21 protein-coding genes and 1 rRNA gene are annotated in these 25,927 nt (G+C 46.5%); 16 read left to right on the top strand and 6 right to left on the bottom strand.

The window, feature by feature from the left end:
• Nucleotides 1–85, top strand: a 5S ribosomal RNA gene (gene rrf, locus H6A61_RS10040); the annotation flags it as partial.
• A 261-nt stretch (nucleotides 86–346) separates the two neighbouring features.
• Here the strand turns inward: rrf and H6A61_RS10045 are convergent.
• Nucleotides 347–1,231: an NAD kinase gene (locus H6A61_RS10045; protein WP_204393328.1), complete on the bottom strand. Its 885-nt coding sequence runs from the start codon at nucleotides 1,229–1,231 to the stop codon at nucleotides 347–349.
• Nucleotides 1,232–1,337: 106 nt separating this feature from the next.
• Between H6A61_RS10045 and H6A61_RS10050 the strand changes: the two genes are divergently transcribed.
• From H6A61_RS10050 to H6A61_RS10110, 13 genes are all read left to right on the top strand, one after another.
• Nucleotides 1,338–2,051: a pyridoxine 5'-phosphate synthase gene (locus H6A61_RS10050; protein WP_154044469.1), complete on the top strand. Its 714-nt coding sequence runs from the start codon at nucleotides 1,338–1,340 to the stop codon at nucleotides 2,049–2,051.
• A 3-nt stretch (nucleotides 2,052–2,054) separates the two neighbouring features.
• Nucleotides 2,055–2,774 carry a MotA/TolQ/ExbB proton channel family protein gene (locus H6A61_RS10055; protein WP_154044470.1) on the top strand — a complete coding sequence of 240 codons (720 nt, stop codon included), beginning with the start codon at nucleotides 2,055–2,057 and terminating at the stop codon, nucleotides 2,772–2,774.
• 4 nt (nucleotides 2,775–2,778) lie between these two features.
• Nucleotides 2,779–3,195 (top strand): ExbD/TolR family protein, encoded by a 417-nt coding sequence (locus tag H6A61_RS10060; RefSeq protein ID WP_154044471.1) that lies wholly within the window; start codon nucleotides 2,779–2,781, stop codon nucleotides 3,193–3,195.
• Nucleotides 3,192–4,034 carry a TonB family protein gene (locus H6A61_RS10065; protein ID WP_204393330.1) on the top strand — a complete coding sequence of 281 codons (843 nt, stop codon included), beginning with the start codon at nucleotides 3,192–3,194 and terminating at the stop codon, nucleotides 4,032–4,034. The genes H6A61_RS10060 and H6A61_RS10065 overlap by 4 nt, the downstream gene beginning before the upstream one ends.
• A 174-nt stretch (nucleotides 4,035–4,208) precedes the next feature.
• Entirely contained in the window at nucleotides 4,209–4,754 is a 546-nt protein-coding gene (locus H6A61_RS10070; RefSeq protein WP_154044473.1) for a DJ-1 family glyoxalase III, read from the top strand.
• Nucleotides 4,754–5,437, top strand: a complete 684-nt coding sequence (locus H6A61_RS10075) for a 2-C-methyl-D-erythritol 4-phosphate cytidylyltransferase (protein ID WP_204393365.1) — start codon at nucleotides 4,754–4,756, stop codon at nucleotides 5,435–5,437. Before H6A61_RS10070 ends, H6A61_RS10075 begins: the two co-directional genes overlap by 1 nt.
• A 38-nt stretch (nucleotides 5,438–5,475) precedes the next feature.
• A complete protein-coding gene (gene recG, locus H6A61_RS10080; RefSeq protein ID WP_204393367.1) occupies nucleotides 5,476–7,575 on the top strand; it encodes an ATP-dependent DNA helicase RecG in 2,100 nt (699 codons plus the stop codon).
• Nucleotides 7,576–7,725: 150 nt separating this feature from the next.
• Nucleotides 7,726–9,345, top strand: coding sequence for a sialate O-acetylesterase (locus tag H6A61_RS10085; RefSeq protein WP_239469180.1), 1,620 nt, complete (start codon nucleotides 7,726–7,728; stop codon nucleotides 9,343–9,345).
• A 36-nt stretch (nucleotides 9,346–9,381) separates the two neighbouring features.
• Nucleotides 9,382–10,875 carry an MFS transporter gene (locus tag H6A61_RS10090; RefSeq protein WP_154044474.1) on the top strand — a complete coding sequence of 498 codons (1,494 nt, stop codon included), beginning with the start codon at nucleotides 9,382–9,384 and terminating at the stop codon, nucleotides 10,873–10,875.
• A 47-nt stretch (nucleotides 10,876–10,922) separates the two neighbouring features.
• The gene (locus H6A61_RS10095) at nucleotides 10,923–12,056 is read left to right on the top strand and encodes an endo-1,4-beta-xylanase (protein WP_154044475.1); all 1,134 of its coding nucleotides are present in this window, start codon (nucleotides 10,923–10,925) and stop codon (nucleotides 12,054–12,056) included.
• 77 nt (nucleotides 12,057–12,133) lie between these two features.
• On the top strand, nucleotides 12,134–13,132 hold the full coding sequence (locus H6A61_RS10100) for a glycoside hydrolase family 43 protein (protein ID WP_204393332.1): 999 nt from the start codon (nucleotides 12,134–12,136) through the stop codon (nucleotides 13,130–13,132).
• 60 nt (nucleotides 13,133–13,192) lie between these two features.
• Nucleotides 13,193–15,205, top strand: coding sequence for an alpha-glucuronidase (locus tag H6A61_RS10105; RefSeq protein WP_204393334.1), 2,013 nt, complete (start codon nucleotides 13,193–13,195; stop codon nucleotides 15,203–15,205).
• 204 nt (nucleotides 15,206–15,409) lie between these two features.
• Entirely contained in the window at nucleotides 15,410–16,393 is a 984-nt protein-coding gene (locus H6A61_RS10110) for a glycoside hydrolase family 43 protein (protein ID WP_204393371.1), read from the top strand.
• Between the two features lie 146 nt (nucleotides 16,394–16,539).
• On the opposite strand, the gene alaS is transcribed toward H6A61_RS10110, so the two are convergent.
• A complete protein-coding gene (alaS, locus tag H6A61_RS10115) occupies nucleotides 16,540–19,161 on the bottom strand; it encodes an alanine--tRNA ligase (protein WP_204393336.1) in 2,622 nt (873 codons plus the stop codon).
• 130 nt (nucleotides 19,162–19,291) lie between these two features.
• Here alaS and H6A61_RS10120 point away from each other — a divergent pair, with 130 nt between their 5' ends.
• Together H6A61_RS10120 and H6A61_RS10125 are read left to right on the top strand one after the other, a co-directional pair.
• Nucleotides 19,292–20,260, top strand: coding sequence for a M23 family metallopeptidase (locus H6A61_RS10120; protein ID WP_204393338.1), 969 nt, complete (start codon nucleotides 19,292–19,294; stop codon nucleotides 20,258–20,260).
• Nucleotides 20,261–20,277: 17 nt separating this feature from the next.
• The gene (locus H6A61_RS10125; protein WP_154044480.1) at nucleotides 20,278–20,625 is read left to right on the top strand and encodes a MerR family transcriptional regulator; all 348 of its coding nucleotides are present in this window, start codon (nucleotides 20,278–20,280) and stop codon (nucleotides 20,623–20,625) included.
• Here the strand turns inward: H6A61_RS10125 and H6A61_RS10130 are convergent.
• The 4 genes from H6A61_RS10130 to H6A61_RS10145 form a co-directional block, all read right to left on the bottom strand.
• Nucleotides 20,622–22,892 (bottom strand): RelA/SpoT family protein, encoded by a 2,271-nt coding sequence (locus H6A61_RS10130; protein ID WP_204393340.1) that lies wholly within the window; start codon nucleotides 22,890–22,892, stop codon nucleotides 20,622–20,624. The two genes, H6A61_RS10125 and H6A61_RS10130, sit on opposite strands and share 4 nt — an antisense overlap.
• A gap of 105 nt (nucleotides 22,893–22,997) precedes the next feature.
• Nucleotides 22,998–24,236: a lytic transglycosylase domain-containing protein gene (locus tag H6A61_RS10135; protein WP_204393342.1), complete on the bottom strand. Its 1,239-nt coding sequence runs from the start codon at nucleotides 24,234–24,236 to the stop codon at nucleotides 22,998–23,000.
• A gap of 3 nt (nucleotides 24,237–24,239) precedes the next feature.
• The gene (locus H6A61_RS10140) at nucleotides 24,240–25,031 is read right to left on the bottom strand and encodes a DUF5683 domain-containing protein (RefSeq protein WP_239469182.1); all 792 of its coding nucleotides are present in this window, start codon (nucleotides 25,029–25,031) and stop codon (nucleotides 24,240–24,242) included.
• 11 nt (nucleotides 25,032–25,042) lie between these two features.
• The gene (locus H6A61_RS10145; protein WP_204393344.1) at nucleotides 25,043–25,927 is read right to left on the bottom strand and encodes a ParB/RepB/Spo0J family partition protein; all 885 of its coding nucleotides are present in this window, start codon (nucleotides 25,925–25,927) and stop codon (nucleotides 25,043–25,045) included.

Raw genomic sequence — 25,927 nt, forward strand, 5'->3', positions numbered from 1 at the left:
CACCTCTTCCCATTCCGAACAGAGAAGTTAAGCTTCGTCACGCCGATGGTACTGCATATTGTGGGAGAGTAGGTAGTCGCCGTCTTATATGAGAGATCCTCGAGGTAGAAATACTTCGGGGATTTTTTGCGTTTATACGCTTTAGATTTTCTCTGCACGGATGTTGCGAATCAACGTAAAAACGGATCAACGTAAAAACGGATCAACGTAAAAACCTGAGGAATTCTAGATTTCTGATCTTGAAATTGAACAAGGATAAACGTATGGAATTTGCACCAATAAAAATAGCATATGAAACATCTAAATAATTTCACATGCTATTTTGTATATATGGAATATCTGATTATTAGATTCTACTATCTGCTCCCCACATCATTTTTTCTCTTAGTGTATTGAAAAAAGTATGGTTGTAGCGTTTTACTATCTTTATAAAGTGGCTAGCTCTTTTTATTATAAGTATTGCTTCTTCATGACAACTTTCACTTCTTCCATCTAAAGATATAAGAAAGTTATGACTGCGACTTCCTACTTCAAGTTTTATTTCCCAATCATCGCGTAGGACAATTGGTCTGACATTCAAACTATGTGGAGCTACTGGTGTTATGCAGAGAGTTCCACTTTGTGGTACCATTATAGGACCTCCTACACTTAATGAATATCCTGTAGAACCAGTAGGTGTTGCCACAATCAGACCGTCAGCCTGGTATATATTAAGTAATTCATTATTTACATATGCCTTAATGGTAATCATTGATGAACTGTCTCTTTTCAATACCGCTACTTCATTAAGAGCATATGGATTTCCTTTAAGAATATTGTTTTCGCATGTCAGTTTTAAGACTCTCCTAGGTTCTGCTATGAATTTCCCTTGATATATTTCGTCAAATGTTTCTTCCATTTCATCCGGTGAGATAGCAGCTAAAAATCCTAAACGTCCTGTATTTATTCCCAATATAGGAATTTCTTTTTCCCCAACGCGACTTGCTGCTTTCAGGAAGGTACCATCACCTCCTATGCTTAAAGCCATGTCTGCAGTGAAATTATTACCGTCGAATATTTCCAGACCGCTTAAATCTGTTTGTGTGTGTATTCTTAGAAATTCGTAGAATTCATGGCTTATGCATATATTTGCATTCTTCTTTCTCAGAATACTAAGTAAATGAGCAACATGCGCTGATTTGTGCTCTTGATATGTATTCCCGAAAATAGCAAATCTCATTTCTTTTTGCATAGAGTGTAGCTTATTATCAATCTTTTTTAACCTGTATGTTAGTTGGTTTATAATAAAACCTGCTAACTTTGCATTCTGATATGCAAAGATATAAAAATCATTCATTATGACCAAACTAAGTGTTAATATAAACAAGATTGCTACTTTACGTAATGCCCGTGGAGGTAATAACCCTGATGTAGAGAAAGTTGCAATGGATTGTGAGGCATTCGGTGCCGAAGGAATTACTGTACATCCCCGTCCTGACGAACGTCATATCAGGCGTAGCGACGTATATGCATTGCGTCCGTTGCTTAGAACCGAGTTTAACATTGAAGGATATCCTTCGGACGATTTTATAGACTTGGTTCTGAAAGTTAAACCTCACCAGGTGACGCTCGTGCCAGATGCTCCCGACCAAATAACATCGAATTCAGGCTGGGATACAAAAGCCAATCTGGATTTCTTGTCTGATTTGATGGACAGGTTTGGCGAAGCAGGAATCAGAACTTCCATTTTCGTGGGGACAGATATTGAGATGATAGAATATGCCGCGCGTGCCGGAGCAGACAGAGTGGAGCTATACACTGAGCCTTATGCGTCGGGTTACAAAAAGAATCGTGAAGAAGCTGTAGCTCCTTTTGTGGAAGCTGCCATGGCTGTTCGCAGGCTGGGAATGGGGCTTAATGCCGGACACGACCTGAGCCTGGAAAACCTGGAGTATTTTCACAAGAACATTCCATGGCTGGATGAAGTGTCGATAGGTCATGCTTTGGTGTGCGATGCCCTGTATCTGGGATTGAAGAAAACTATTGAAGAATATAAAAACTGCCTTCGTTAAATTATGATTACAATGACTTTAATGGCAGCTGCACAGATGGCTGCCGACACAATGGCGGGTGCCAATCCGGTTCTGACTCCGGTGGTAGATGGCGAACCGCAAATGAATCTTTGGGATATGGCCCTGAAGGGCGGATGGATAATGGCTGTACTGGCTCTGATGTCGGTCATAGCATTTTATATCTTCTTCGAACGTGCTTTCACCATAAGCCGTGCGGCAAAGGAAGATCCTCTGTTTATGGACAGGATACGCGACTATATACGCACGGGTGAGGTGAAATCGGCCATCAACTATTGCCGCATAGCGAATACTCCGGCTGCGAGGATGATTGAAAAAGGTATTACGCGTATGGGGCACCCTGTGGCAGACGTGCAGGCTGCTATCGAGAATACGGGAAATATTGAGGTGGCAAAGCTGGAGAACGGACTCTCCATAATGGCCACCATCTCCAGTGGTGCTCCGATGTTGGGATTCCTTGGAACCGTCACCGGTATGGTACAGGCATTCTGGAATATGGCAAATGCGGGTAATAACATTGACATTACACTTTTGTCGAGTGGTATTTACGAGGCTATGATAACCACGGTGGGTGGTCTGGTGGTTGGTATCGTGACGATGTTTGCCTATAATCATCTGGTCTATAGGATAGACAAGGTGGTGAGCCAGATGGAGGCACGCACTATGGCTTTTATGGATTTGTTGAACGAACCTAACGAAAAATAATATCATGGCGCTGAAAAGAAGACAAAGGATATCGCCGGAATTCAGCATGTCGTCGATGACGGACCTGATATTCTTGCTGCTGATATTTTTTATGATTACTTCTACCATGGTTTCGCCAAATGCCATAAAGGTGCTGCTCCCTCAGGGATCACAGCAGACATCGGCAAAGCCTATGGCAAGAATTATCATTGACAAGAACTTGAATTATTACGGGGCTTTCGGCAATGAGGACGAGATGCCTCTGTTTATAGACGAGGTGACAGGTTTTCTGCAGGACTGTGCCGCCAGGGAGCCTGAAATGTATGTGGCGCTTTATGCCGACGAGTCTGTCCCTTACAGGGAGATTGTGCGCATATTGAATATTGCAAACGAAAATCATTTTAAAATGGTGTTGGCCACACGTAGGCCGGATAAAAAATGAAAAGAAGCAAACTGACAGGAATTATAGGAACACTGGCTGTACATGTGCTTGTAGTTGTGTTGCTGGTCTTGCTCCGTCTGGCTGTGCCGGAAAAGCAGGAAGAGGGAGGTGTGCCTGTTATGATGGGAAATACCGACCTGGCACAAGGAAGCTCGGATCCTTATACTATGACCGAAGTGGATGTTGTCAGCGAGCCACAGCCTGAAACTCCGAGTGTGCCGGAACCGCGGCCGGAGGTGAAACAGCCTATGATAACACAACAGGATGAACCATCGCTGAAGGTGAAGGAAGAGAAGCCGAAAGAAAAGAAAAAGACTGAAACCAGGAAAAAAGATACTCCCGAGAAGAAAACAGAAGAAAAGCCTGAAGCGGTAAAGGAAAAAACTGAGGCTGAGAAACGTGTCGAGGCTGAGAAAGCTGCTGCCCAGGCTGCTGCCAGCAAAATTGCCGGAGCTTTCGGAAAGGGAGCACAGATGGGCAGTAAGGGAACGGCTGCATCGGGTACGGGAGTGCAAGGCAGACCGGACGGAAACAGCACGACAGGCGGCACGGCGGGTATGGGAGGATATGGTACTTTCGACCTGAACGGACGTAGCCTGGGACAGGGTGGCCTGCCGGTGCCGGTATATAATGTGCAGGAAGAGGGCCGCGTGGTGGTGACAATAGTGGTGAACCCGGCAGGACAGGTGATAAGCACAAGCATAAACAAGCGTACGAATACGGTTAACCCTGCATTGAGAAAGGCTGCCGAGGATGCGGCGAAAAAAGCGCGTTTCAACGCTGTGGAAGGACCGGACAATCAAAGTGGTACTATAACGTATTATTTCAGACTTAGATGAAGGGAATTAATAATTAATAATGAAAAATTAATAATTAACCAACGGTCTGCGAAGCTGATAATGAAGTCGTCTGCTTATTCTTGACTTTCAGTTAACTTCATTGACTTTTAATTTTTAATTGAATATCATTTTTAATTCTTAATTCTTAATTTTTAATTGAATTAATTGAATATCATGAGACCAATGATTTTTTTGGCTGAGGGATTCGAGGAATCCGAAGCCTTGTTGCCGTTGGATATATTACGCCGCGGTGGAGTGGATGCCATTACAGTTTCTGTGTCATCAGATAAAGTAGTGAAAAGTTCGCATGGAGTTCAGATAGTGGCAGACGCAGTGATAAATGAAATCTCTGCTGCCGATGTTCAGATGATTATCCTGCCGGGAGGGCTTCCCGGAGCTACAAATCTTGACGCATCGGAGCAGCTTGACAGGCTGATTATGGATTTTGCCTCTGCAGGCAAGCCTCTGGCTGCCATCTGTGCCGCTCCTATGGTTTATGGCAAGCGTGGCCTGCTCAGAGGAAAGAAGGCTACCTGCTATCCGGGTTTCGACAAGTATCTTGACGGGGCCGAATATACGGGAGCCTTGGTGGAATGTGTGGATAATTTCATCCTTGGCAAAGGTCCGGCTGCAGCAGCGGAGTTCGGATTTGCCATCCTTGAAAAGCTGGCCGGTAGCGAAAAGGCTGCCGAGGTGAGAAAAGGTATGCTCTACGCATGATGAAGCGCTATGTCATTATAGTGGCAGGGGGGAAGGGCCTGCGTATGGGGGCCGACCTGCCCAAGCAGTTCATTCCCCTTGCCGGCAGGCCTGTGCTGATGCGCACGCTGGAGAACTTCGCCACTTGCGGGATGCCGGCGGACATTGTGCTGGTTCTGCCGCGCGACCATCAGGAGTACTGGCGCAGGCTGTGCGGGGAATATGGCTTCAGGGTGCCGCACCGCATTGCCGACGGGGGCGAGACGAGGTTTCACTCCGTGCGCAACGGCCTCATGCTGGTGGACGATGATGATGCGGTGGTGGCTGTTCACGACGGTGTGCGTCCGTTCGTGAAGCACGATGTGATACGCCGCTGTTTCGCGATGGCTGCCGCCGGACGGGCCGTGGTGCCTGTTACGGGGGTGGTGGACTCGGTGCGCAGGATGGGGCCGGACGGAAGGAGTGCCGCCGTGCCGCGCGGAGAGTACAGGCTGGTGCAGACTCCGCAGGTGTTTCCGGCACGCATGCTGAAGGAGGCGTATGCCTGCGGCTACAGCGAGGACTTCACCGACGATGCTTCTGTGGTGGAAGCTGCGGGCATAAGTGTGGAGCTGGCGGAAGGAAACAGGGAGAATATAAAAATCACCACGCCTTTTGATCTGATTGTGGCGGAAGCATTGTGCCGAAGCCGTGTCTGGGAATAAATGTATAAATCTGAATAGAAATCTTGTCATCCGGCCAAATTATCGACTTGTCATCGCGCGACATCAAGTTTCTCCCGGGTGTGGGACCGCACAGGGCTGAAATTCTGGAGAAGGAGCTGGGAATCCGTTCCTTCAGGGACTTGCTGTATCATTTCCCGTACAAGTATGTGGATAGGAGCCGCATATACCGCATATCGGAAATAGACGGCACGATGCCCTACATACAGCTCAAGGGGCAGATTCTGAGTTTCGAGACTTTCGGCGAGGGAAGGCAGAGGCGTCTGGTGGCGCATTTCTCGGACGGCACGGGGGTGGCGGATCTGGTGTGGTTTCAGGGGATAAAGTTCGTCAGCGGAAAGTACAGGTGCAGGGAGGAGTATATCGTGTTCGGCAAGCCTACCGTGTTCGGAGGGAGGGTGAACATCGCTCATCCGGATATAGACAGTGCCGACGGTGTGACGCTTTCTGCCATGGGCCTGAGGCCGTATTACAACACTACGGAGAGGATGAAGAGGATGAACATTTCGTCGGGCGCAATAGAGAAGCTGGTGGCGAACCTTTTCGCGGTGATTGGCGACGATGCGGTGGAGGAGACTCTGAGCGGGGGGATTATTTCGGCCAATGGCCTTATGCCTCTTATGGAGGCGCTGCGCAATGTGCATTTCCCGCGAAATCCGGAGGTGCTCAGGCGGGCGCAATACAGGCTGAAGTTTGAGGAACTGTTCTATATACAGCTTAACATCCTGCGCTTCTCGCGCGAGAGGAGGAACCGTTTCGGCGGAATAGTGTTCGGCAGGGTGGGCGAGAATTTCAATACTTTTTATTCGGAGTATCTGCCTTTCAGCCTTACGGGGGCGCAGAAAAGGGTGGTGCGCGAGATGCGGCGCGACATGGGCAGCGGACGGCAGATGAACCGCCTGCTGCAGGGCGATGTGGGCAGCGGAAAGACGCTTGTCGCACTGATGGCCATGCTCATAGCTACGGACAACGGTTGCCAGGCGTGCATGATGGCGCCCACGGAGATTCTGGCGTCGCAGCACTACGAGACGCTGTGCCGTTTTCTTGACGGGATGAGTGTCAGGGTGGAGCTGCTGACGGGCTCGGTAAAGGGGAAGAAAAGAGAGACAATATTGAGGGATCTTATGGCCGGCACGGTGAATATCCTGGTGGGTACGCATGCCGTGATAGAGGATACTGTGGGCTTTGCGTCGCTGGGGCTGGTGATTATCGACGAGCAGCACCGCTTCGGAGTGGAGCAGAGGGCAAGGCTGTGGGCGAAGAACAAGGTGTTGCCCCATGTGCTGGTGATGACTGCCACGCCCATTCCGCGCACGCTGGCAATGACGCTTTACGGCGACCTGGATGTGTCGGTGATAGACGAGCTGCCTCCGGGCAGGAAGCCGGTGACCACCGTTCACCGTTTCGACTCGACCAGGGCTTCGATGTATGAGTTCGTGCGCGGGCAGTTGCGCATGGGGCGCCAGGCGTATATCGTCTATCCTCTGATACAGGAGAGCGAGAAGATGGATATCAGAAATCTTGAGGACGGATATGCCACGGTGTGCGAGGTGTTTCCGGAGTACAGGATAAGCCGTGTGCACGGCAAGATGAAACCGGCGGAGAAGGATGAGGAGATGCGCCGCTTCGTGCAGGGCGAGACTCAGATTATGGTGGCCACTACGGTGATCGAGGTTGGGGTGAATGTGCCCAATGCCTCGGTGATGGTGATTGAGAACGCCGAACGCTTCGGCCTCTCGCAGCTGCATCAGCTCAGGGGAAGAGTAGGCAGAGGAGCGGACCAGTCGTACTGCATCCTGATGACGGGATACAAGCTTTCGGAGGAGACGCGCAAGAGAATTCAGATTATGGTGGATACGAACGACGGCTTCGAGATTGCGGAGGCGGACCTGAAGCTGCGCGGACCGGGCGACATCGAGGGTACGCAGCAGAGTGGGGTGGCTTTCGACCTGAAGATAGCAAATCTGGCTCGCGACGGACAGCTGCTGCAGTATGTGCGCGAGGTGGCCGAACGTATCATCGACGACGATCCGCAGGCCACCGGACCGGAGAATGCAGTGGTGTGGCGACATCTGGCGGAAATCAGAAAAAGGAATGTTGACTGGTCGGCAATATCATAGAAATATGGCGTTTCGGGGCGCAATGTAACATACGGCAAAGTTTTTGTTACATTGCTCCCCGCGTATGTTACCTCTCCAAAACCCTTTGTATCATACGGATATACGGGTGGGCGCGGTTTTATGTATCTTTGCCTTAAAACCAGATATATCATGAATACACACAGTTTATATTCAGTAATTATCGCTCTGCTTGCCGCATGGACTTTTTCGGCAGATGTTGTGGCAGAGGTCAGGATGTCGCCTCTGATATCCGATGGTATGGTTCTGCAGCGCGGACGTGAGCTCAGCATAGGCGGATGGGCCGCTCCGGGCGAGAAAATCAGCTTCAGCTTGGCGAACAGGAAGTGTGAAGTGCGTGCGGGTGCGGACGGACGATGGACGGTGAAGCTGGAGCCTATGAAGGCGGGCGGACCGTATGTGATGAGGGCGAACGGCACGGAAGTGAAGGATGTTATGGTGGGCGATGTGTTTCTCTGCTCGGGACAGTCTAACATGGAACTCACCGTGGCGAGAGTTATGGACCGTTTCGCGCAGGAAGTGAACGGATATGAGAACACGCGCGTGAGATATCTCAAGGTACCGTATGCATGGCGTTTCGACCATCCGGCGGACAGCATCCGACGCGAGCCGTGGAAGGCGATGACGGAAGACAATGTGCCCGGATTTTCTGCCTTGTGCTATTTCTTCGGCAGGCTGATGCAGGAGCGCACGGGAGTGGCTGTGGGAATAGTGAATGCAAGCTGGGGAGGCACTCCGGTGGAAGCATGGACAGGCGAGGAAGGACTGAAGGACTTTCCGGAATATATAAATCTGAAATCGATGTACGAGGACAGGAGTCTGACTGACGGAATATCGCGTATGGAACGTGCCAGACAGGCTTCGTGGAGCAGACAGCTGTATGCTGCCGATCCGGGTATGCACGACACCGAGCCGTGGTATGCCGCCGGTATGGACGACAGCGGATGGGACAAGGTGGATATGTTTGCCGGCGGCTGGGCCCTGAGATGCGGACGACCGGCTGCGGGCTCGCACTGGCTGAGGAAGGATTTCACGGTGCCGGCTCACATGGCGGGCAGCGAGGCTGTACTCAGGCTGGGCTGTATGGTGGATGCCGACTCGGTGTATGTGAACGGCCGTTTCGTGGGCAGCACAGGCTATCAGTATCCTCCGCGTATATATAAGGTGCCTGCCGGTCTGTTGCATGAGGGCAGAAATCAGGTTACCATCCGTCTGGTGAGCTATGGCGGTGTGCCGTCGTTCGTCAGGGAGAAGCCTTACAAGATTATCTGCCGCGGGGAGGAGATTTCCCTGGAGGGGGAATGGAAACACCGCATGGGGGCTCAGATGCCTGCATCTCCGCAATCTACATCGTTCCAGAACATGCCTGTGGGGCTCTATAACGGGATGATATATCCGCTCCGTGATTACACGTTCAAGGCTGTGGCGTGGTATCAGGGCGAATCGAACGTGGGACGCTGGAATGAGTATTCCTCTCTTCTCTGTGCCATGATGAAGGACTGGCGCAGGACTTTCGGCGACAATCTGCATTTCTATATCATCGAGCTGGCGGACTTCCTGGCTCCTGACGATCCGGGCAGAAAGGCTTGGGCGGAGATGAGAAAACAGCAGGCTGCGGCCGCGAAAACAGACGGTAACGCCACGCTGATAAAGAACAGCGATACGGGCGAATGGAACGACATCCATCCTCTGGACAAGAAAACTCCTGCGGAAAGGCTGGTGAAGGTGATAATGGAGAATTCCGGAAAATGATAATTGAAAACCAACAACTAATAATCCTAATACCAAATGAATATTCTTAATCAAAAAGTGTCCATGGCCGAGAAGGTGGGCTACGGACTGGGAGACTGCTCGGCAAATCTTGTCTTCCAGATGATGATGATTTATCAGACTAAGTTTTATACCGACGTGTTCGGGCTGGAAGGTGCCATTGCGGGTACGGTGATGCTTGTGGCGCGTATAGCGGACGCGTTTGTCGATCCTACCGTGGGAATCCTTTCGGACAGGACAAACACACGCTGGGGTAAGTATCGTCCTTGGGTGCTTTGGACGGCGTTGCCTTTCATGGTGTTCTATGTGCTGGCGTTCTACAATCCCGGCATCGAGGACAAGGGGCTCGTGGCTCTGTATGCCACTATCTCTTACACCCTGCTCATGACCATGTATTCGTTCAACAATACTCCTTACTCGTCTTTGGGCGGTGTGATGTCGGCTGATATAAAGGAGCGCACCAGCATCACTTCGGTGAGGTTCGTGTTCTCTACAATAGCGCAGTTTGTTGTGCAGGGACTCACTCTGCCGCTGGTGAGCAAGTTTTCCGAAGGTGCCGACAAGGCGCACGGATGGCTGTGTACGGTATCGCTTTTTGCGGCAGTGGGACTGGCGTTCCTGCTCGTGGTGTTCTTCTCTACCAAGGAACGTATCACTCCTCCGGCAGGACAGAAGAATGACACCCGTCAGGATATCAAGGATGTTTTGAGCAGTGTGCCATGGCGTGCCATGTTTGTGCTCACACTCTTTGTGTTCATCACTCTGGCCATGTGGGGAAGCGCCATGAACTATTATTTCGAGAATTATGTTGATCCTGTTGCCCTGTATGCCTTCCTCGACAAAATCGGACTTGTGGCTGCGGAGGCTTCGGATTCTGTGGGCTATCATATCCTTAATGCTTTCGGACTCATAGTCAGTTCGCCTGACAAGGCTTATGAGGTGGGCTTCGGAGTGTTCAATATGTTGGGAGCGCTGGTACAGTTCTTCGGAGTGATTTTGCTGTCGGAATATCTCGCCGGCAAATATGGCAAGAAACGTACTTTCATCGTATGTCTTGCCCTGACTGCCGTATTCACTGCCATGTTCTATTTCCCGGCAAAGGATAATATCGAATTTATGTTTGTCCTCAACTTCCTGAAGAGTCTGGCTTATGCGCCTACTGTTCCTTTGCTTTGGGCTATGATTGCCGATGTGGCAGACCATTCGGAGTATGTCAACTACCGCCGTGCCACAGGATTTGTGTTTGCCGGCGTAGTGTTCGCCCTCAAGGCCGGACTTGGTGTTGGTGGTGCCATCCTTGGCTTCCTGTTGTCAGGCTTCGGATATGTGTCCGGTTCGGGCGTTGCCCAGTCGGAATCGGCTGTGAACGGCATTGTGCTCTCATCAAGCATTATTCCTGCAGTATGTTTCTTCATCGGAGTGATAGCACTCTTCTTCTATCCTATCAGCAAGGAATATAACGAGAAGATGCAGGCTGAACTCAAAGTCAGAAGAAGTAGAAACGATTACTAATAACTGACAACTAATAACTGATTATTAACAACAAAAACCTAAATACAATGAAACTGAAAAACATTTTTGCCGCATCGGTGTGCGGTGCCATGATGGCTGCTTGTGCCGGAAACAATGCAACTGTAACTGTAGAAAAAGGATTGAAAGATGCTGTAGGCGATAAATTCCTTATCGGAACAGCTCTTAACGTACGTCAGTCGGGAGGTATTGACACCTTGGCTGTAAGAATTGTGAAACAGCATTTCAATGCGATAGTTGCAGAGAACTGCATGAAGATGGAAGAGATACATCCTGCCAACGGTGTATATGACTTTGAGGAAGCAGACAAGTTTGTGAACTTCGGTATAGAGAATGGCATGACTGTCACCGGTCACTGTCTGATATGGCACTCGCAGTGTCCAGAATGGTTCTTCCTCGACGATAATGGAAAGACCGTTTCGGCTGAAGTGCTGAAACAGAGAATGAAGGAACACATCACAACTGTTGTTACCAGATATAAAGGAAAAATCAAAGGATGGGATGTCGTGAACGAGGCTATTGTGGAAGACGGTTCATATCGTAAGAGTAAGTTCTACGAAATCCTTGGCGAGGAATTCATCCCTCTTGCATTCCAGTATGCGCACGAAGCCGATCCTGATGTGGAACTTTACTACAACGATTATGGAATGAACGTAAAAGGCAGACGCGACGGAGTGGTTAAACTCGTGAACTCGCTCAAGGAACGCGGACTGCGCATCGATGCTGTGGGTATGCAGGGACATATGGGAATGGACTATCCTGACATTAAGGAATTCGAGGAAAGCATGCTTGCCTTTGCCGCTACAGGCGTTAAGGTGATGATAACAGAATGGGATATGAGTGCGCTTCCTACTGCACGTCAGAGCGCAAACATTTCGGATACTGTGGCATTCAAGAAATCTCTCAATCCTTATCCGGAAGCATTGCCGGACTCAGTAAGCAAGGCTTGGAACGACAGAATGATGCAGTTCTTCAACCTATTTGAGAAACATGCCGATTTCGTTATCCGCGTCACTGCATGGGGAGTAACTGACGGCGATTCATGGAAAAACAACTTCCCTGTTCCGGGACGTACAGACTATGCTCTGCTGTTCGACCGTAATTACCAGCCTAAAGAGTTCGTGAAAGAGATTATTTCAGAATCAGATAAAGAAACAAAGTAAATATATTTATTATCCTATAATAACCTGTGTTCCGTGGTGAGATCATTCTCATTGCGGAACCTTAAAACAGAATTGTTATGAAAAAAGAAGAAAGATACCTTTTCCCTGCCGATTATATGGCAGACCCTTCAGTACATGTGTTCAACGGACGTCTGTATATCTATCCGTCGCACGACCGTGAGTCAGGAATTCCTGAAAACGACAATGGCGACCATTTCGACATGAACGACTATCATGTACTCTCCACCGACGATGTGATGCATGGCGAAGTTACCGACCATGGTGTAGCTCTCCGTGTAGCTGATATTCCATGGGCAGGACGCCAGCTTTGGGACTGCGACGTGGCTTACAAAGACGGAAAGTATTATCTTTATTTCCCTCTGAAGGACCGCAATGACATTTTCCGTATGGGAGTAGCCATCAGCGACAAGCCTGAAGGCCCTTTCATTCCTCAGCCGGACCCTATCCGCGGAAGCTACAGTATCGACATGGCAGTGTTCCGCGATGATGACGGAAGCCATTACATCTATTTCGGTGGTATATGGGGAGGCCAGCTGCAGCGCTACCGTGACAATAAGGCTATCGAGAATCCTCACCTCCCTGCAGATGATGAACCGGCATTGCCTAGCCGCGTGGTGAAACTGGCCGACAATATGCTTGAATTTGCAGAAGAACCACGCCCTGTAGTTATTCTTGGCGAAGACGGAAAGCCTCTCACTGCCGGCGATCCTCACCGTTTCTTCGAAGCTTCATGGATGCACAAGTATAACGGCAAGTATTATCTTTCATATTCAACAGGTGATACCCATCTTCTCTGCTATGCCATCGGTGATAATCCTTACGGACCGTTCACATACCAGGGCGTGATCCTTACTCCAGTAGTCGGATGGACTACTCATCATTCTATTGCCGAATATAAGGGCAAATGGTATCTCTTCCATCATGACTGCGTTCCTTCAAACGGTAAGACATGGCTCCGCAGCCTGAAAGTGGTAGAACTTGAATATGATGAGAACGGAAAGATTAAAACTATTGAAGGAAGTGAAGATATAAGCAAGTTCGGACAGAGATACTGATATTATTTCGAGATACTAGTTTCTAGTTACTGGTCTCTAGTCACCAAAAAAAATATTAACATGCTGAAACGAATATTATTAGTTTTATTTATTTCTGCCACTGCGCTGCCATCCTTTTCGGAGGACGGCAGCCGTCTGTGGTTACGTTACGACACAGTGTCTGTACGTAAGCAAATAGATAAAGGCATTGATTCGCCTGTCATGCGTCTGGCAGAGAATGAACTCTCGACATTCTGGAAGGGAGGCAAAGTTTCATTGCAGCTCATGGCAGACAGTGAATATTTCGCTTTTGGCAAGGATGGTTATACCATTAATGTTGAGAATGGAACAACTGTGCTGCGTTCTATGTCGGAAACCGGACTCCTTTATGCTGCCTATCATCTTCTCCGTCTTCAGGCATGTGGTGAAGACTGCTCCCGACTGGATATCAAGGAGAAGCCTTTGAATGATATCCGTATCCTTAATCACTGGGATAATCCGGACGGAACGATAGAGCGCGGATATGCCGGACGTTCTCTCTGGAAATGGGACGAACTGCCTGCTAAAGTATCTCCACGATATGCCGAATATGCCCGTGCCAATGCCTCTATCGGTATTAACGGTACTGTTCTCAACAATGTAAATGCTTCTCCTGAGGTCCTTTCTTCTGATAATCTGAAGAAGGTTAAGACTCTGGCAGATATTTTCCGTCCTTATGGTATCAAGGTCTATATGTCCGTAAATTTTGCCACACCTATAAAACTTGGCGGACTGGCTACTGCCGATCCTTTGAACAGCGATGTCGCAGAGTGGTGGAAGCAGAAAGTGCACGAGATATACTCAATGATACCCGATTTCGGAGGATTTCTGGTGAAAGCCAATTCAGAAGGACAGCCCGGTCCGTGCGATTATCACCGCACTCATGCCGAAGGAGCCAATATGTTGGCATCCGCACTGAAACCTTACGGAGGAATAGTAATGTGGCGCGCATTCGTCTATAGTCCTAGCGATGCCGACCGTGCCAAGCAGGCATATCTTGAGTTCAAACCGCTCGACGGAAAGTTCCTCGACAATGTTATAGTCCAGGTAAAGAACGGGCCTATAGATTTCCAGCCTCGCGAGCCGTACAGTCCTTTGTTCGGCGCCATGCCTCATACACAGCTCATGGTAGAGTTTCAAGTGACTCAGGAGTATTTGGGACATTCCAATCATCTGGCATATCTTGCTCCGATGTGGAAAGAGTTCTATTCGTACTATAGTCCTTCGAACATGAAGGCCGCCGCCGGAGTGACAAACATTGGCGATGATACTAACTGGTGCGGAAACGATCTTGCACAGTCCAACTGGTACGCTTTCGGCCGTCTGGCATGGAATCCTGCGCTCTCGTCGGAAGAGATAGCCCGCGAGTGGCTTGCCCAGACATTTACTGCTGACAGCCGTTTTGTCCGTCCTATGACAGAAGTCATGATGCAAAGCCGTGAAGCCGTAGTTGACTATATGATGCCGCTCGGTCTGCACCATATATTTGCATGGGGACACCATTACGGTCCTGAACCTTGGTGTGAGATAGAAGGTGCCCGTCAAGACTGGCTTCCTACTTATTATCATCGTGCCGACAAGGAAGGTCTTGGTTTCGACCGTACCACAGATGGCAGCGATGCCGTTTCCCAATACCCTGATTCTCTGGCTGCCGTGTTCAACAGCATCGATAGTTGTCCTGATGAGTTCCTTCTGTGGTTCCATCATGTTCCATGGAAGCATGAGATGAAGTCGGGCCGCACCATGTGGGACGAGCTTTGCCTGCACTATCAGCGAGGAGTGGATGCCGCACGCGGTTTCCGTGATACTTGGAAGGACATGTCGCCATACGTCGATGCAGAGCGTCATGCCGCAGTGGCCCACCGTTTCGATATCCAGGCATCTGATGCCGTGTGGTGGAAGGACGCCTGTCTGGAGTATTTCCGTACATTCTCGCACATGAAATATCCCGCAGGAGTAGAGAAACCGCGTTTCAGCCTGAAGAAACTGAAGAAAGTGAAGCTTCCGATAGACAACTACACATGCCCGTCGGCCGATATGCTTCCAGGATTCTAGCATAAGTTTTGTTTAGGTTAGATTATAAAGACTGAGACTGCTGTACTGGCCTGCCATGCAGCAGTCTTTTTTGTAGCCATGCGGCAATCTGACTTAAATATCCAATAATTTTGCGGAAACAGACTGGCTTGAATTTGACTAACTCTATTAATGTTCAATCTAAAAAACAATCATATGAAAAAGCTTACAGAAACTCTGTTTGTCATGTTTATGGCAATAATTGCCTGTTCGTGTGGCGGCACAAAGCAGGCAGGCGAAAAACAATTCACCTTTACGGGCAATCCACTGATACGCGACAAGTTCACCGCCGATCCTGCACCTATGGTATATGACGGCCGTCTGTATCTGTACGTAGGTCATGACGAGTTCTACGAAGGACAGGACACCGCTTCCGGAGGCAAGGAATTCAATATCACCGAATGGCTCTGTTACTCCACATCCGACATGAAGACATGGACCGACCATGGCTCCGTGCTCCGCCCCACCGACTTCAAGTGGGCTGTAGGCGAGGCATGGGCTTCGCAGGTAGTGGAACACAATGGCAAGTTTTATTATTACACCACCGTACAGGCAGGCGAGCCCTTCACCGGCAAGGCAGTGGGAGTGGCAGTGGCCGATTCACCTACAGGCCCCTTCACCGATGCCATAGGACGTCCGCTTGTGAGCGACGACATGACTTCCAACGGCGAGCGCGGCTGGTGGAACGACATCGACCCTACGGTACTGATTGACGACGACGGCACGGCCTGGCTCTGCTGGGGCAACGGTACATGTTTTCTTGCCCGCCTGAAGGACAACATGACGGAGATTGACGGCGAGATAATGACCCTTGATCTTCCGCAGTATGTAGAAGGCCCGTGGCTTCACAAGAAGGACGGCATATACTACCTCACTTATGCCTCTATGGGCGACGGACGCGAGAATATCTCATATGCCACAGCCGACAGTATGGGCACTGAATGGAAATATCGCGGCGAACTGACAGGCATGGCCGAAAACAGTTTCACCATCCACCCGGGAATAGCCGAATTCAACGGCGAATGGTATCTGTTCTATCATAATGCCGTCCTTACAATAGACGGACACAAGGGAGCCATAGGACGCCGTTCGGTATGTGTCGATAAGCTTTATTATAATCCTGACGGGACGATGAAGCCGGTGGAGCAGAGTGGAAGAGGATTAGAGTAAGATATTAAAGCAGTAAAGTATCAGAGGAGGTAAAGTGATAAAGTTGTAGAGGAATGAAAATGATACAGTGATAAAGTATAAAAGGAGGTAGAGCCACACATCCGGGCTTTACCTCCTTTATCTTCTTTAATATTTTACTGCTATACTTACTTTCTTCCTGCCATTTCCAGCAACTTGTCAACAGCAGCATTCAGTCCGTCAGCGTTCTTGCCTCCCGCAGTTGCAAAGTGAGGCTGACCGCCGCCACCGCCCTGAATAAGTTTGGCAGCCTCGCGAACCATGGCACCCGCATTCATGCCGGCTTTCACAAGGTCTTCGCCAAGCATTACAGTCAGCATAGGCTTGCCTTCGTAGGCGCTGCCGATTGCCACAAACAGGTTGCCGCCCATTTCGCCTTTCAGCTGGAATGCCAGATTCTTCACAGCGTCTGCCGGAAGCGGAAGCACGGTACTGATCACCTTCATGCCGTCAACGTCCTTTGCGCCCTCTATCAGCTTGGCCTTCACAGCCGCCTCTTTCTCCTTCATGAACTCTTCCATCTGCTTTTTCAGACCGGCATTTTCGTCGATATATTTAGTGATGGCCGCTTTCAGGTCAGGAGCATTGTTGAACAGAGCCTTCAGGTCGGCCAGTGTATCCTGGATAGTGTCAAGCATTTCCTCTACCTTGGCACCAGTTACAGCCTCGATACGGCGTACACCGGCAGCTACAGAACTTTCGGAAATGATTTTAACCATACCAATCTTACCTGTAGCGGATACATGAGTACCACCACAGAACTCTATTGATGAACCGAACTGAACCACGCGCACTTCATCACCGTATTTCTCGCCAAAGAGAGCGATGGCGCCCAGTTCCTTAGCCTTCTCGATAGGCAGATTGCGGTATTCAGTCAGAGGAACATTCGCGCGTATCTTCGCATTAACCAGATGTTCCACCTCACGGATCTGTTCAGGAGTAACTTTCTGGAAGTGTGAGAAGTCGAAACGCAAAGAATCCGGAGTCACGAGCGAACCTTTCTGTTCTACGTGTGTACCGAGAACCTCGCGCAAAGCCTCGTCAAGCAAGTGTGTACATGAGTGGTTTGCGGCACAGGCGTCGCGTTTGTCAGTATCCACACAAGCCATCATCGGAGCTTCAGGATGTTCAGGCAGTTTCTTTGCGATATGTATAGGAAGATTGTTCTCCTTCTTCGTGTCGATAATCTCTATAGTCTCGAATTCGCTTACCAATACACCTGTGTCACCTACCTGGCCACCGCTTTCGGCATAGAAAGGAGTGTCGCTCAGCACTATCTGATACAGAGTCTGGTTTTTCTGTTTTACCTGACGGTAGCGGAGGATTGAAGTTTCATACTCAGTATAGTCATATCCTACGAATGTAGTCTCACCTTCTTTCAGTGTAATCCAGTCGCCTGTCTCTACAGCAGCAGCGTTACGCGCACGCGCTTTCTGTTTCTCCATCTCAGCCTCGAAACCTTTCACATCGGCAGTAAGTCCGTTTTCGCGGAGGATAAGCTCGGTAAGGTCGAATGGGAAACCGAATGTATCATACAGAGTAAACGCATCCACACCGCTGATTTCAGTCTTTCCGGCAGCCTTGGCGTCGTTCATAGTTTTGTCAAGCAGGCGGATACCCGTCTCAAGAGTACGAAGGAATGACTCTTCCTCTTCCTTGATAACCTTTTCTATCAGGTTCTGCTGAGCTTTCAGTTCAGGATAAGCACCACCCATATTTTCCACCAATACAGGGACAAGGCGATACATGAATGCCTGCTTCTGTCCGAGGAATGTATATGCATAGCGCACAGCACGGCGCAGGATACGGCGGATAACATAACCCGCTTTTGCGTTCGACGGTAACTGACCGTCAGTTATAGAGAAAGCAATAGTACGTATGTGGTCGGCAATGACACGCATAGCCACGTCAGTCTTTTCTTCTTTTCCGTACGCTACGCCAGCCATGTCGCCTATCACCTTGATGATTGGCTGGAACACGTCAGTGTCATAGTTTGAACGTTTTCCCTGCATAGCCATACAAAGACGTTCGAATCCCATACCCGTGTCGATAACCTTTGCAGGCAGAGGTTCAAGACTGCCGTCAGCCTTACGGTTATATTGCATGAACACAAGGTTCCATATTTCAATTACCTGAGGATGGTCGTGGTTCACCAGCTCGCGTCCCGGCACAGCCGCGCGTTCTTCGTCTGTACGGAGGTCGATATGGATTTCCGAGCAAGGTCCGCATGGTCCTGTATCACCCATTTCCCAGAAGTTGTCATGCTTGTTACCGTTTATGATATGATCTTCCGGCATGTACTGTGCCCAGTAACCTGCAGCTTCATTGTCGCGTTCAAGTCCTTCTTCAGGGCTTCCTTCGAACACAGTTGCATAAAGGTTTTTAGGGTCAATCTTGAGTACATCAACCAGGAACTCCCATGCCCATGAAATAGCTTCTTTCTTGAAATAATCGCCGAACGACCAGTTACCCAGCATTTCGAACATAGTGTGGTGGTATGTGTCGTGGCCCACTTCTTCCAGGTCGTTATGTTTTCCGCTCACACGCAGACATTTCTGCGAGTCTGTCACACGCTTGTATTTGGCAGGATGATTTCCCAGTATAATGTCCTTGAACTGGTTCATACCTGCATTGGTAAACATCAGTGTAGGGTCGTCCTTAATCACCATTGGTGCAGAAGGCACAATCTGATGTCCTTTCGACTCGAAAAACTTTACGAACGAGTCGCGGATTTCATTTGCTGTCAACATATTTATATTCTATGATGGTTAATATTCTGAAAATTGATTTGCAAAGATAACTTGTTTTATTATTTTTGTCGTTAAATTTGGTACAAAATATTGATATATTGTATCTTATTTTTTCATAAAACGAATAGTAATGCGTAAAGTTTATTATATATACAACCCCAAAACACGAACGTACGATCGTATTTATCCCACTTTACGCCAAAGAATAATGAGTTATCTGAGGCGTTTGTTTGTAGGTATGGGATTGGGAGCAGGTAGTTTCCTCGTCTTTTTCTTCATTTTCGGTTCTCCTTCGGAAAAGAGTTTGCGAACGGAGAATTCACAACTTCAGGCACAATATCATATCCTGTCCACAAGACTTGACGAGGCGCTTGATGTGATGAAGCAGATTCAGCAGAGAGATGACAATCTATATAGAGTTATAATGCAGGCCGATCCGGTAAACGACAGGCTTAGATTGGCAAGTTACGGAAATACCAACAGATATGGAGAATTGATGGATATGGCGAACTCCAGACTGGTTGTCAATACTTCCAAGAAGATGGATCTTCTTGCCAGACAGTTGTATATTCAGTCCGAATCGTTCGATGAAGTTGTGGAAATGTGTAAAAAACATGACGAGATGCTTGAATGTATTCCTGCAATCCAACCTGTTTCAAATAAGGATTTGAAAAGAACAGCTTCCGGATACGGGGCACGTATAGACCCGATTTATAAAACAGTTAAGTTTCACGAGGGTATGGATTTCTCTGCAAATGTCGGAACACCAGTATATGTGACCGGTAATGGTAAGGTAATAAAGGCTGGATGGGAAGGACTTTATGGAAATTGTATCACTGTGGATCATGGCTTTGGCTATGTGACAAAGTATGCTCATTTGAGTAAAATCAGAGTGAAAAACGGTCAGAATGTTGTCAGGGGAGAAATTATAGGTGATGTAGGAAGTACAGGAAAGAGTACTGGGCCACATCTGCATTATGAAGTGCATTTGAAAGGAAAAGTGATGAATCCTGTCAATTATTATTTTATGGATCTGAATGCTGAAGATTATGATAAGATGGTAGAAATTGCATCTAATCATGGTAAGGTTTATGATTGATTCTAAGTTGTTATTCTATGGCATTGCGTACAGATAAAGAGTTGAAGATATATTACTCAATAAGTGAGGTTGCACAAATGTTTGGTGTAAATGAATCTTTATTGAGGTACTGGGAAAAAGAATTCCCTTTTATTGCACCTAAAAAAGCAGGTGGAAATATCCGTCAGTATAGAAAAGAAGACATCGACAATGTCAGGCTGGTATATCATCTTGTAAAGGAAAAAGGTATGACTCTGGCAGGTGCTAAACAGAGGTTAAAGCAGGAGAGAGAACTTGAAGTGAGGAATGTTGATATTATCGAACGCCTTAAAGATATAAAAGAAGAGCTCCTCAGTATTCGTAAGGAGCTTGATTATATGACTTAATCAGTCGTGTCGTCATCAAAATTTTCGATTCGGGTTACTCTTTTTACATTTTCTATTTTCTTGAGGTCATTGCATATTGTATTTACATCGTCAACGTCATGTACATACAATTGTATTCGCCCTTCAAAAATACCATCATTAGACTCTATATGCAACTTGTGTATGTTTACATTAAGTTGTTGTGATATTATCTCTGTAACCTTATTCAGAATTCCTATACCATCAATACCTTTTACAAATACGTTGACAGGGAAATAGAGAGCCTTTCCTGTTTCCCATTGTACGGCCAACAGACGATTTCCAAAACTTGATTTCAGTTGCGCTGCAATCGGACAGTGCAGTTTATGGATAATAATTCTATTATTGTCGTCAATATATCCCAAAACATCATCTCCTGGTATTGGCTTGCAGCAATCTGCGATGATGTAATTTTTTTGTATAGTATCAGGAGTAAGCTTTACAATCTTCTTCTTGTCAATGTTTATTGCCGCAGGTGTTTCCTTCTGGACATTCTTGTTCTTGTTGCCTCCGCCAAATGAGAAAGGAATGAATTTTTTCCAGCCATTGCTGACTGTCTTTTCCTTCAATTCGTCAATGTCACTATCGCCCAGCTTAATAACTTTCTGTCCGATTTGTATCATCAACTCATCCGGTGATTTTATTTTATGAAGATTACACAGTTTGGTAATGTTCTCATCGTTGACTTCAATCTTTGCATTTTTGAGGAAGTCATTAAGCATATCCTCGCCAAGCTGCTGTGTCTCTTTGCGTTCACGTCTGAGTATTGCCTGTATTTTGGCTTTGGCCTTGGCTGTAGTGGCGAAATTTACCCAGTCCGGTTGTACTTTCTGCGATTTTGATGTAAGTATTTCCACTTGGTCGCCACTTTGCAGTTTATGGCTTAGTGGTACAAGCTTGTGGTTAACCTTGGCTCCTATACAGTGGCTTCCAAGGAAAGTATGTATAGAAAAAGCAAAGTCAAGAGCCGTACAGTTTTGTGGCATCGTCTTTATTTCACCCTTAGGCGTAAATACGAATATCTCTGACGCGAAAAGGTTAAGTTTTATTGTATCAAGGAAATCAAGCGCGTCAGGTTGCGGATCATCCAATATTTCCTTGATTGTGTGCAGCCATTTTCCTAATTCGCCTTCATCCTCGCTTATTCCACCTTCCTTGTATTTCCAATGAGCAGCAAATCCCTGTTCCGCAATTTCATTCATTCTTTCGCTTCTTATCTGCACTTCAATCCATCTTCCCTGATTGCTCATCAGTGTTACATGGAGTGCCTGATAACCGTTAGCTTTAGGATGGCTGACCCAGTCTCTTAATCTGTCTGGATGAGGCTTGTATATACTTGAGATGGATACGTAAATGTTGAAGCAGTCAATTGCTTCCTTATCTGGATTTTCAGGTTCAAAAATGATTCTTACTGCAAGAATATCGTATATCTCCTCAAAAGTGATGTGCTTTGTCTGCATTTTGTTCCATATAGAATATGGCGATTTTACTCTTGCCTGTATTCTATATTTCAGTCCCATATTGTTCAGCTGCTCTTTTATCGGGGCCGTAAACTCTTCAAAAAGAGTGTCTCGTTCTGCCTGTGTGGCTTCCAGCTTTTTCTGTATCTGGGCGTATGCTTCAGGATGTTCGTATTTGAAGCTCAGATCTTCAAGTTCAGTCTTGATCTTGTTCAGACCCAGTCTGTTGGCCAACGGAGCATATATATACAGTGTTTCCCCTGCAATCTTATATTGTTTGCTAGGCAACATGGATCCCAGTGTACGCATATTGTGCAGGCGGTCTGAAATCTTTATCAGGATTACTCTGATATCGTCATTCATTGTAAGAAGTAGCTTCTTGAAGTTTTCTGCTTGCGCCGAAGCTCTGTCTCCGAAGATTCCTCCAGATATTTTTGTCAGTCCGTCAACGATAAGCGCAATCTTCTCTCCGAACAGATTCTGAATATCTTCTACTGTATAGTCTGTATCTTCTACCACATCGTGCAGCAGTGCGGCACATATTGAGGTAGAGCCAAGTCCTATTTCGCAGCATGCAATTCTTGCTACCGCTATAGGGTGCAATATGTAAGGTTCGCCAGAACGTCTGCGTACACCCTTGTGCGCTTGTTTGGCAAAATTGAATGCTTTTGTAATGATTTCTACTTTTTTTCTGTGTCGGCTTTCCAAATATCTGTCCAATAGCTCTTCAAAGGCTTCGTTTATCACCTTTTCGTCAGCTTGTTCCTGAGTTAACTTTTCATCCGTCATATACGTATTCCTCCAAAAATAAGATAAGTGCAAAAATATGAAATAATCAAAAAAAAGCAAGTATTTCTAAGGTAATTAATTGAAATACTTGCTTTTTAAATGCATTTATCTAATCCTGATAGTCTTTCCGGCGCGTATATTGCTTCCTTTTATGCCATTCAGTCTTCTTATTTGGTTTACGCTTACTCCATATTTGGCAGCTATACCTCCCAGTGTCTCTCCATTTCTGATTTTATGATATACTTCAGCAGTCTTAGGAGTAGTGACTTTAACTGTAGATCTTCTGCTCTGATATATTTGAGGTTTATAGTTGTAAATGCTGTCTTCGTGTTCCAGAAAACAACTTACCATATTGTTTGGCAGTCTTAGCGCATAAGTTTTTGTATTGCCCGGAATTATGTCTTTTCTGAATTCGGGGTTTAATGCGCGAAGCTGTTCGATATTCATTTTACATACATCTGCTATCTGGTTCAGGTTTAAATTCCTGTTGATGTGGATGGTATCTGTGCCCTCCGGCATTTGCATAGCCATTGGTCTGATGTTATGCTCGCAATAATAAGTCATTATATAATTTGCTGCAATAAATGCCGGAACATATCCTCTGGTTTCTTTTGGCAATAGATTGTATATTGACCAGAAGTCTTTTGCTCCTCCGGCACGTCTGATTGCTTTGTTGATATTTCCCGGACCGCAATTATATGCTGCCAGAACAAGATTCCAATCGTGATATATATCATAAAGATCTTTCAGATACCTTGCTGCCGCATATGATGATTTAATAGGATCCCTTCTTTCGTCAATCAGAGAATTTACTTCAAGGCCGTAGATTTTTCCTGTTTTTAACATGAATTGCCATAATCCTGTAGCTCCCTGTCTGGAAACTGCATTAGGGTTCAGGGCTGATTCTATTACCGGTAAATATCTGAGTTCCAATGGCAATCCGTATATTTCCAGTGCTTCTTCGAATATAGGCATATACAGATTGTTTGCACTTAGCATGAATGATACAGTCTCTCGCAATTTTGTAGTATATTGGTCAATGAATTTTTTGATAATATCATTGTATGGCATTTCTATTATTGCGGGAATTCGCTGAAGTCTGTCTATATATACAGAATCGCTTATATTGGGATTGGAATACCCTGATTCGCAGCTTATAGGTGTAATATAGTTTTTCGAAATCCAGTCGAGGTATAAACTGTCAGTAGCAGAAAGCATTCCTTGTGGAAGTTCTATCTCTTCATTTTCTCCTTGGTCATTCCTTACGGTAATAGTTTCCACTTTCTCTTGTGCATACAAAGTGGAAAAAACTAATGATAAAAGGCTAATTAAAATTTTTCTCATACTCTAAAATTTAATATTACATTGTAAACCTATACCTTGCGGGCGGTTACGTAATACGTCATTAAATAATGTCGGCTCCAGTTTAAGACTCAAATCTTTTGATATGTCGAAATCAGACAGTTCAGCATCCACATATGCATCGATAACCGATAACAGATAAACGCCTATGAACGCAAATATGCTAAGGTCTCTCTGGCGACGGTATATGTCTTTGGCATTCTTGAATGTATTCTGATAATATTCCAGATTGCTTTCAATGTCAACGTAAGGCGGAATGAAGTCTTTGTAACTGTCATTGTTAGGGTTGTCACTCATAATGTCCTGATATGCCTGTGAATAGTCATTATACATCTTTGTATTCCATGTCAGGGCGTATGCGCAACCCACAAATCCACCATATATTATAGGTAATTTCCAGTATTTACGGTTGTAAACCTGTCCGGCACCCGGAAGTACCATTGCCATCCATAATGATTTGTTAGAGTCAGGTATCCAACGTTTTACAGGCTTTTTCTCCTTATCGTTCAGAATAGAATCGCTTTTTAATGAAATCATTGCAGTATCGACAGGAGATTCCAGCTCTTTGATTTTTTGCGCAACTTTGTCGTCCTGCTCGAGTGATATGATACTGTCTTGTGCGTTTACTGTTATGCTGTCGTTAATGATGTTTCTTTCATTGTTGACAGTCATTAGTTCATGCACGCACATCGCCTGAACCTCCTTCATGTCGAGAAACAACATGATGGAGATACAGAATAAAACCATTATAGGATATATGTGGACTTTATGTTTCAAAACTCTAATCTTTATTCTGGTTGTTTTAACGAATCCAATATTTCCATTATTCTTTCAAGGTCGGCTTCGTCATTGAACGGGATACTTATTTTACCTTTTCCTTTATTGTTGCATGACAACTGTACCTTTGCTCCGAAGAAACTTGAGAGATGGTTTTGCAGAACTCCGAATGTTTCAGGCAGTTTTTCATTCTTTACAGTTTTCTTTTCCTGCTTTTCTGCATTCAGCGATTTTACAAGTTCTTCCACTTTTCTTACGGAATATCCGTTGGCTATTATTTCATTGAATATTTTCAATTGTATCTGCGGATTGTCTATAGAAAGGAGAGCACGTGCGTGTCCCATATCTATTTCCCTGTTTTTTAATGCAACCTGGATAGTGGCGGGTAGTTTCAGAAGTCTCAGATAGTTTGCTACGGTAGTTCTGTTTTTCCCTACTCTTTCGCTCAGCCTCTCCTGAGTCAGTTCATATTGTTCTATAAGGTGTTGATAGGCAAGGGCTATTTCCAGCGAGTTCAGGTCTTCCCTTTGTATGTTTTCTATCAACGCCATTTCCATCACATTTTCATCATCTGCAGTTTTGATGTAAGCCGGGATGGTTTTAAGTCCGGCAAGTGCTGAAGCCTTGTATCTTCTCTCACCGGCAATGATCTGATATGAGTCGTCGTTTATTTTCCTTAATGTAATAGGTTGAATTACACCTACTTCTGATATAGAATCGGCAAGTTCCTGTAATGCTATCGGGTCAAATTCACGTCGCGGCTGGTTAGGGTTGGCAGAAATCTTGCTCAACTCTATTTCGCCGATATTTGACGAACCGGATGTATGCACTTCCTCATTGTTGGATATAAGTGCGTCCAGCCCTCTTCCTAATGCAAATTTTTTCTGTACTGCCAT

It is taken from the genome of Bacteroides caecigallinarum (assembly GCF_016901995.1).
GTDB classification, from domain to species: Bacteria; Bacteroidota; Bacteroidia; order Bacteroidales; family Bacteroidaceae; genus Phocaeicola; species Phocaeicola cellulolyticus.

Bases quoted from the DNA above. Each gene is read 5' to 3' on its own strand.
- H6A61_RS10045 (WP_204393328.1), bottom strand. From the start codon at position 1,231: ATGCAAAAAGAAATGAGATTTGCTATTTTCGGGAATACATATCAAGAG.
- H6A61_RS10050 (WP_154044469.1), top strand. From the start codon at position 1,338: ATGACCAAACTAAGTGTTAATATAAACAAGATTGCTACTTTACGTAAT.
- H6A61_RS10055 (WP_154044470.1), top strand. From the start codon at position 2,055: ATGATTACAATGACTTTAATGGCAGCTGCACAGATGGCTGCCGACACA.
- H6A61_RS10060 (WP_154044471.1), top strand. From the start codon at position 2,779: ATGGCGCTGAAAAGAAGACAAAGGATATCGCCGGAATTCAGCATGTCG.
- H6A61_RS10065 (WP_204393330.1), top strand. From the start codon at position 3,192: ATGAAAAGAAGCAAACTGACAGGAATTATAGGAACACTGGCTGTACAT.
- H6A61_RS10070 (WP_154044473.1), top strand. From the start codon at position 4,209: ATGAGACCAATGATTTTTTTGGCTGAGGGATTCGAGGAATCCGAAGCC.
- H6A61_RS10075 (WP_204393365.1), top strand. From the start codon at position 4,754: ATGAAGCGCTATGTCATTATAGTGGCAGGGGGGAAGGGCCTGCGTATG.
- H6A61_RS10085 (WP_239469180.1), top strand. From the start codon at position 7,726: ATGAATACACACAGTTTATATTCAGTAATTATCGCTCTGCTTGCCGCA.
- H6A61_RS10090 (WP_154044474.1), top strand. From the start codon at position 9,382: ATGAATATTCTTAATCAAAAAGTGTCCATGGCCGAGAAGGTGGGCTAC.
- H6A61_RS10095 (WP_154044475.1), top strand. From the start codon at position 10,923: ATGAAACTGAAAAACATTTTTGCCGCATCGGTGTGCGGTGCCATGATG.
- H6A61_RS10100 (WP_204393332.1), top strand. From the start codon at position 12,134: ATGAAAAAAGAAGAAAGATACCTTTTCCCTGCCGATTATATGGCAGAC.
- H6A61_RS10105 (WP_204393334.1), top strand. From the start codon at position 13,193: ATGCTGAAACGAATATTATTAGTTTTATTTATTTCTGCCACTGCGCTG.
- H6A61_RS10110 (WP_204393371.1), top strand. From the start codon at position 15,410: ATGTTTATGGCAATAATTGCCTGTTCGTGTGGCGGCACAAAGCAGGCA.
- alaS (WP_204393336.1), bottom strand. From the start codon at position 19,161: ATGTTGACAGCAAATGAAATCCGCGACTCGTTCGTAAAGTTTTTCGAG.
- H6A61_RS10120 (WP_204393338.1), top strand. From the start codon at position 19,292: ATGCGTAAAGTTTATTATATATACAACCCCAAAACACGAACGTACGAT.
- H6A61_RS10125 (WP_154044480.1), top strand. From the start codon at position 20,278: ATGGCATTGCGTACAGATAAAGAGTTGAAGATATATTACTCAATAAGT.
- H6A61_RS10130 (WP_204393340.1), bottom strand. From the start codon at position 22,892: ATGACGGATGAAAAGTTAACTCAGGAACAAGCTGACGAAAAGGTGATA.
- H6A61_RS10135 (WP_204393342.1), bottom strand. From the start codon at position 24,236: ATGAGAAAAATTTTAATTAGCCTTTTATCATTAGTTTTTTCCACTTTG.
- H6A61_RS10145 (WP_204393344.1), bottom strand. From the start codon at position 25,927: ATGGCAGTACAGAAAAAATTTGCATTAGGAAGAGGGCTGGACGCACTT.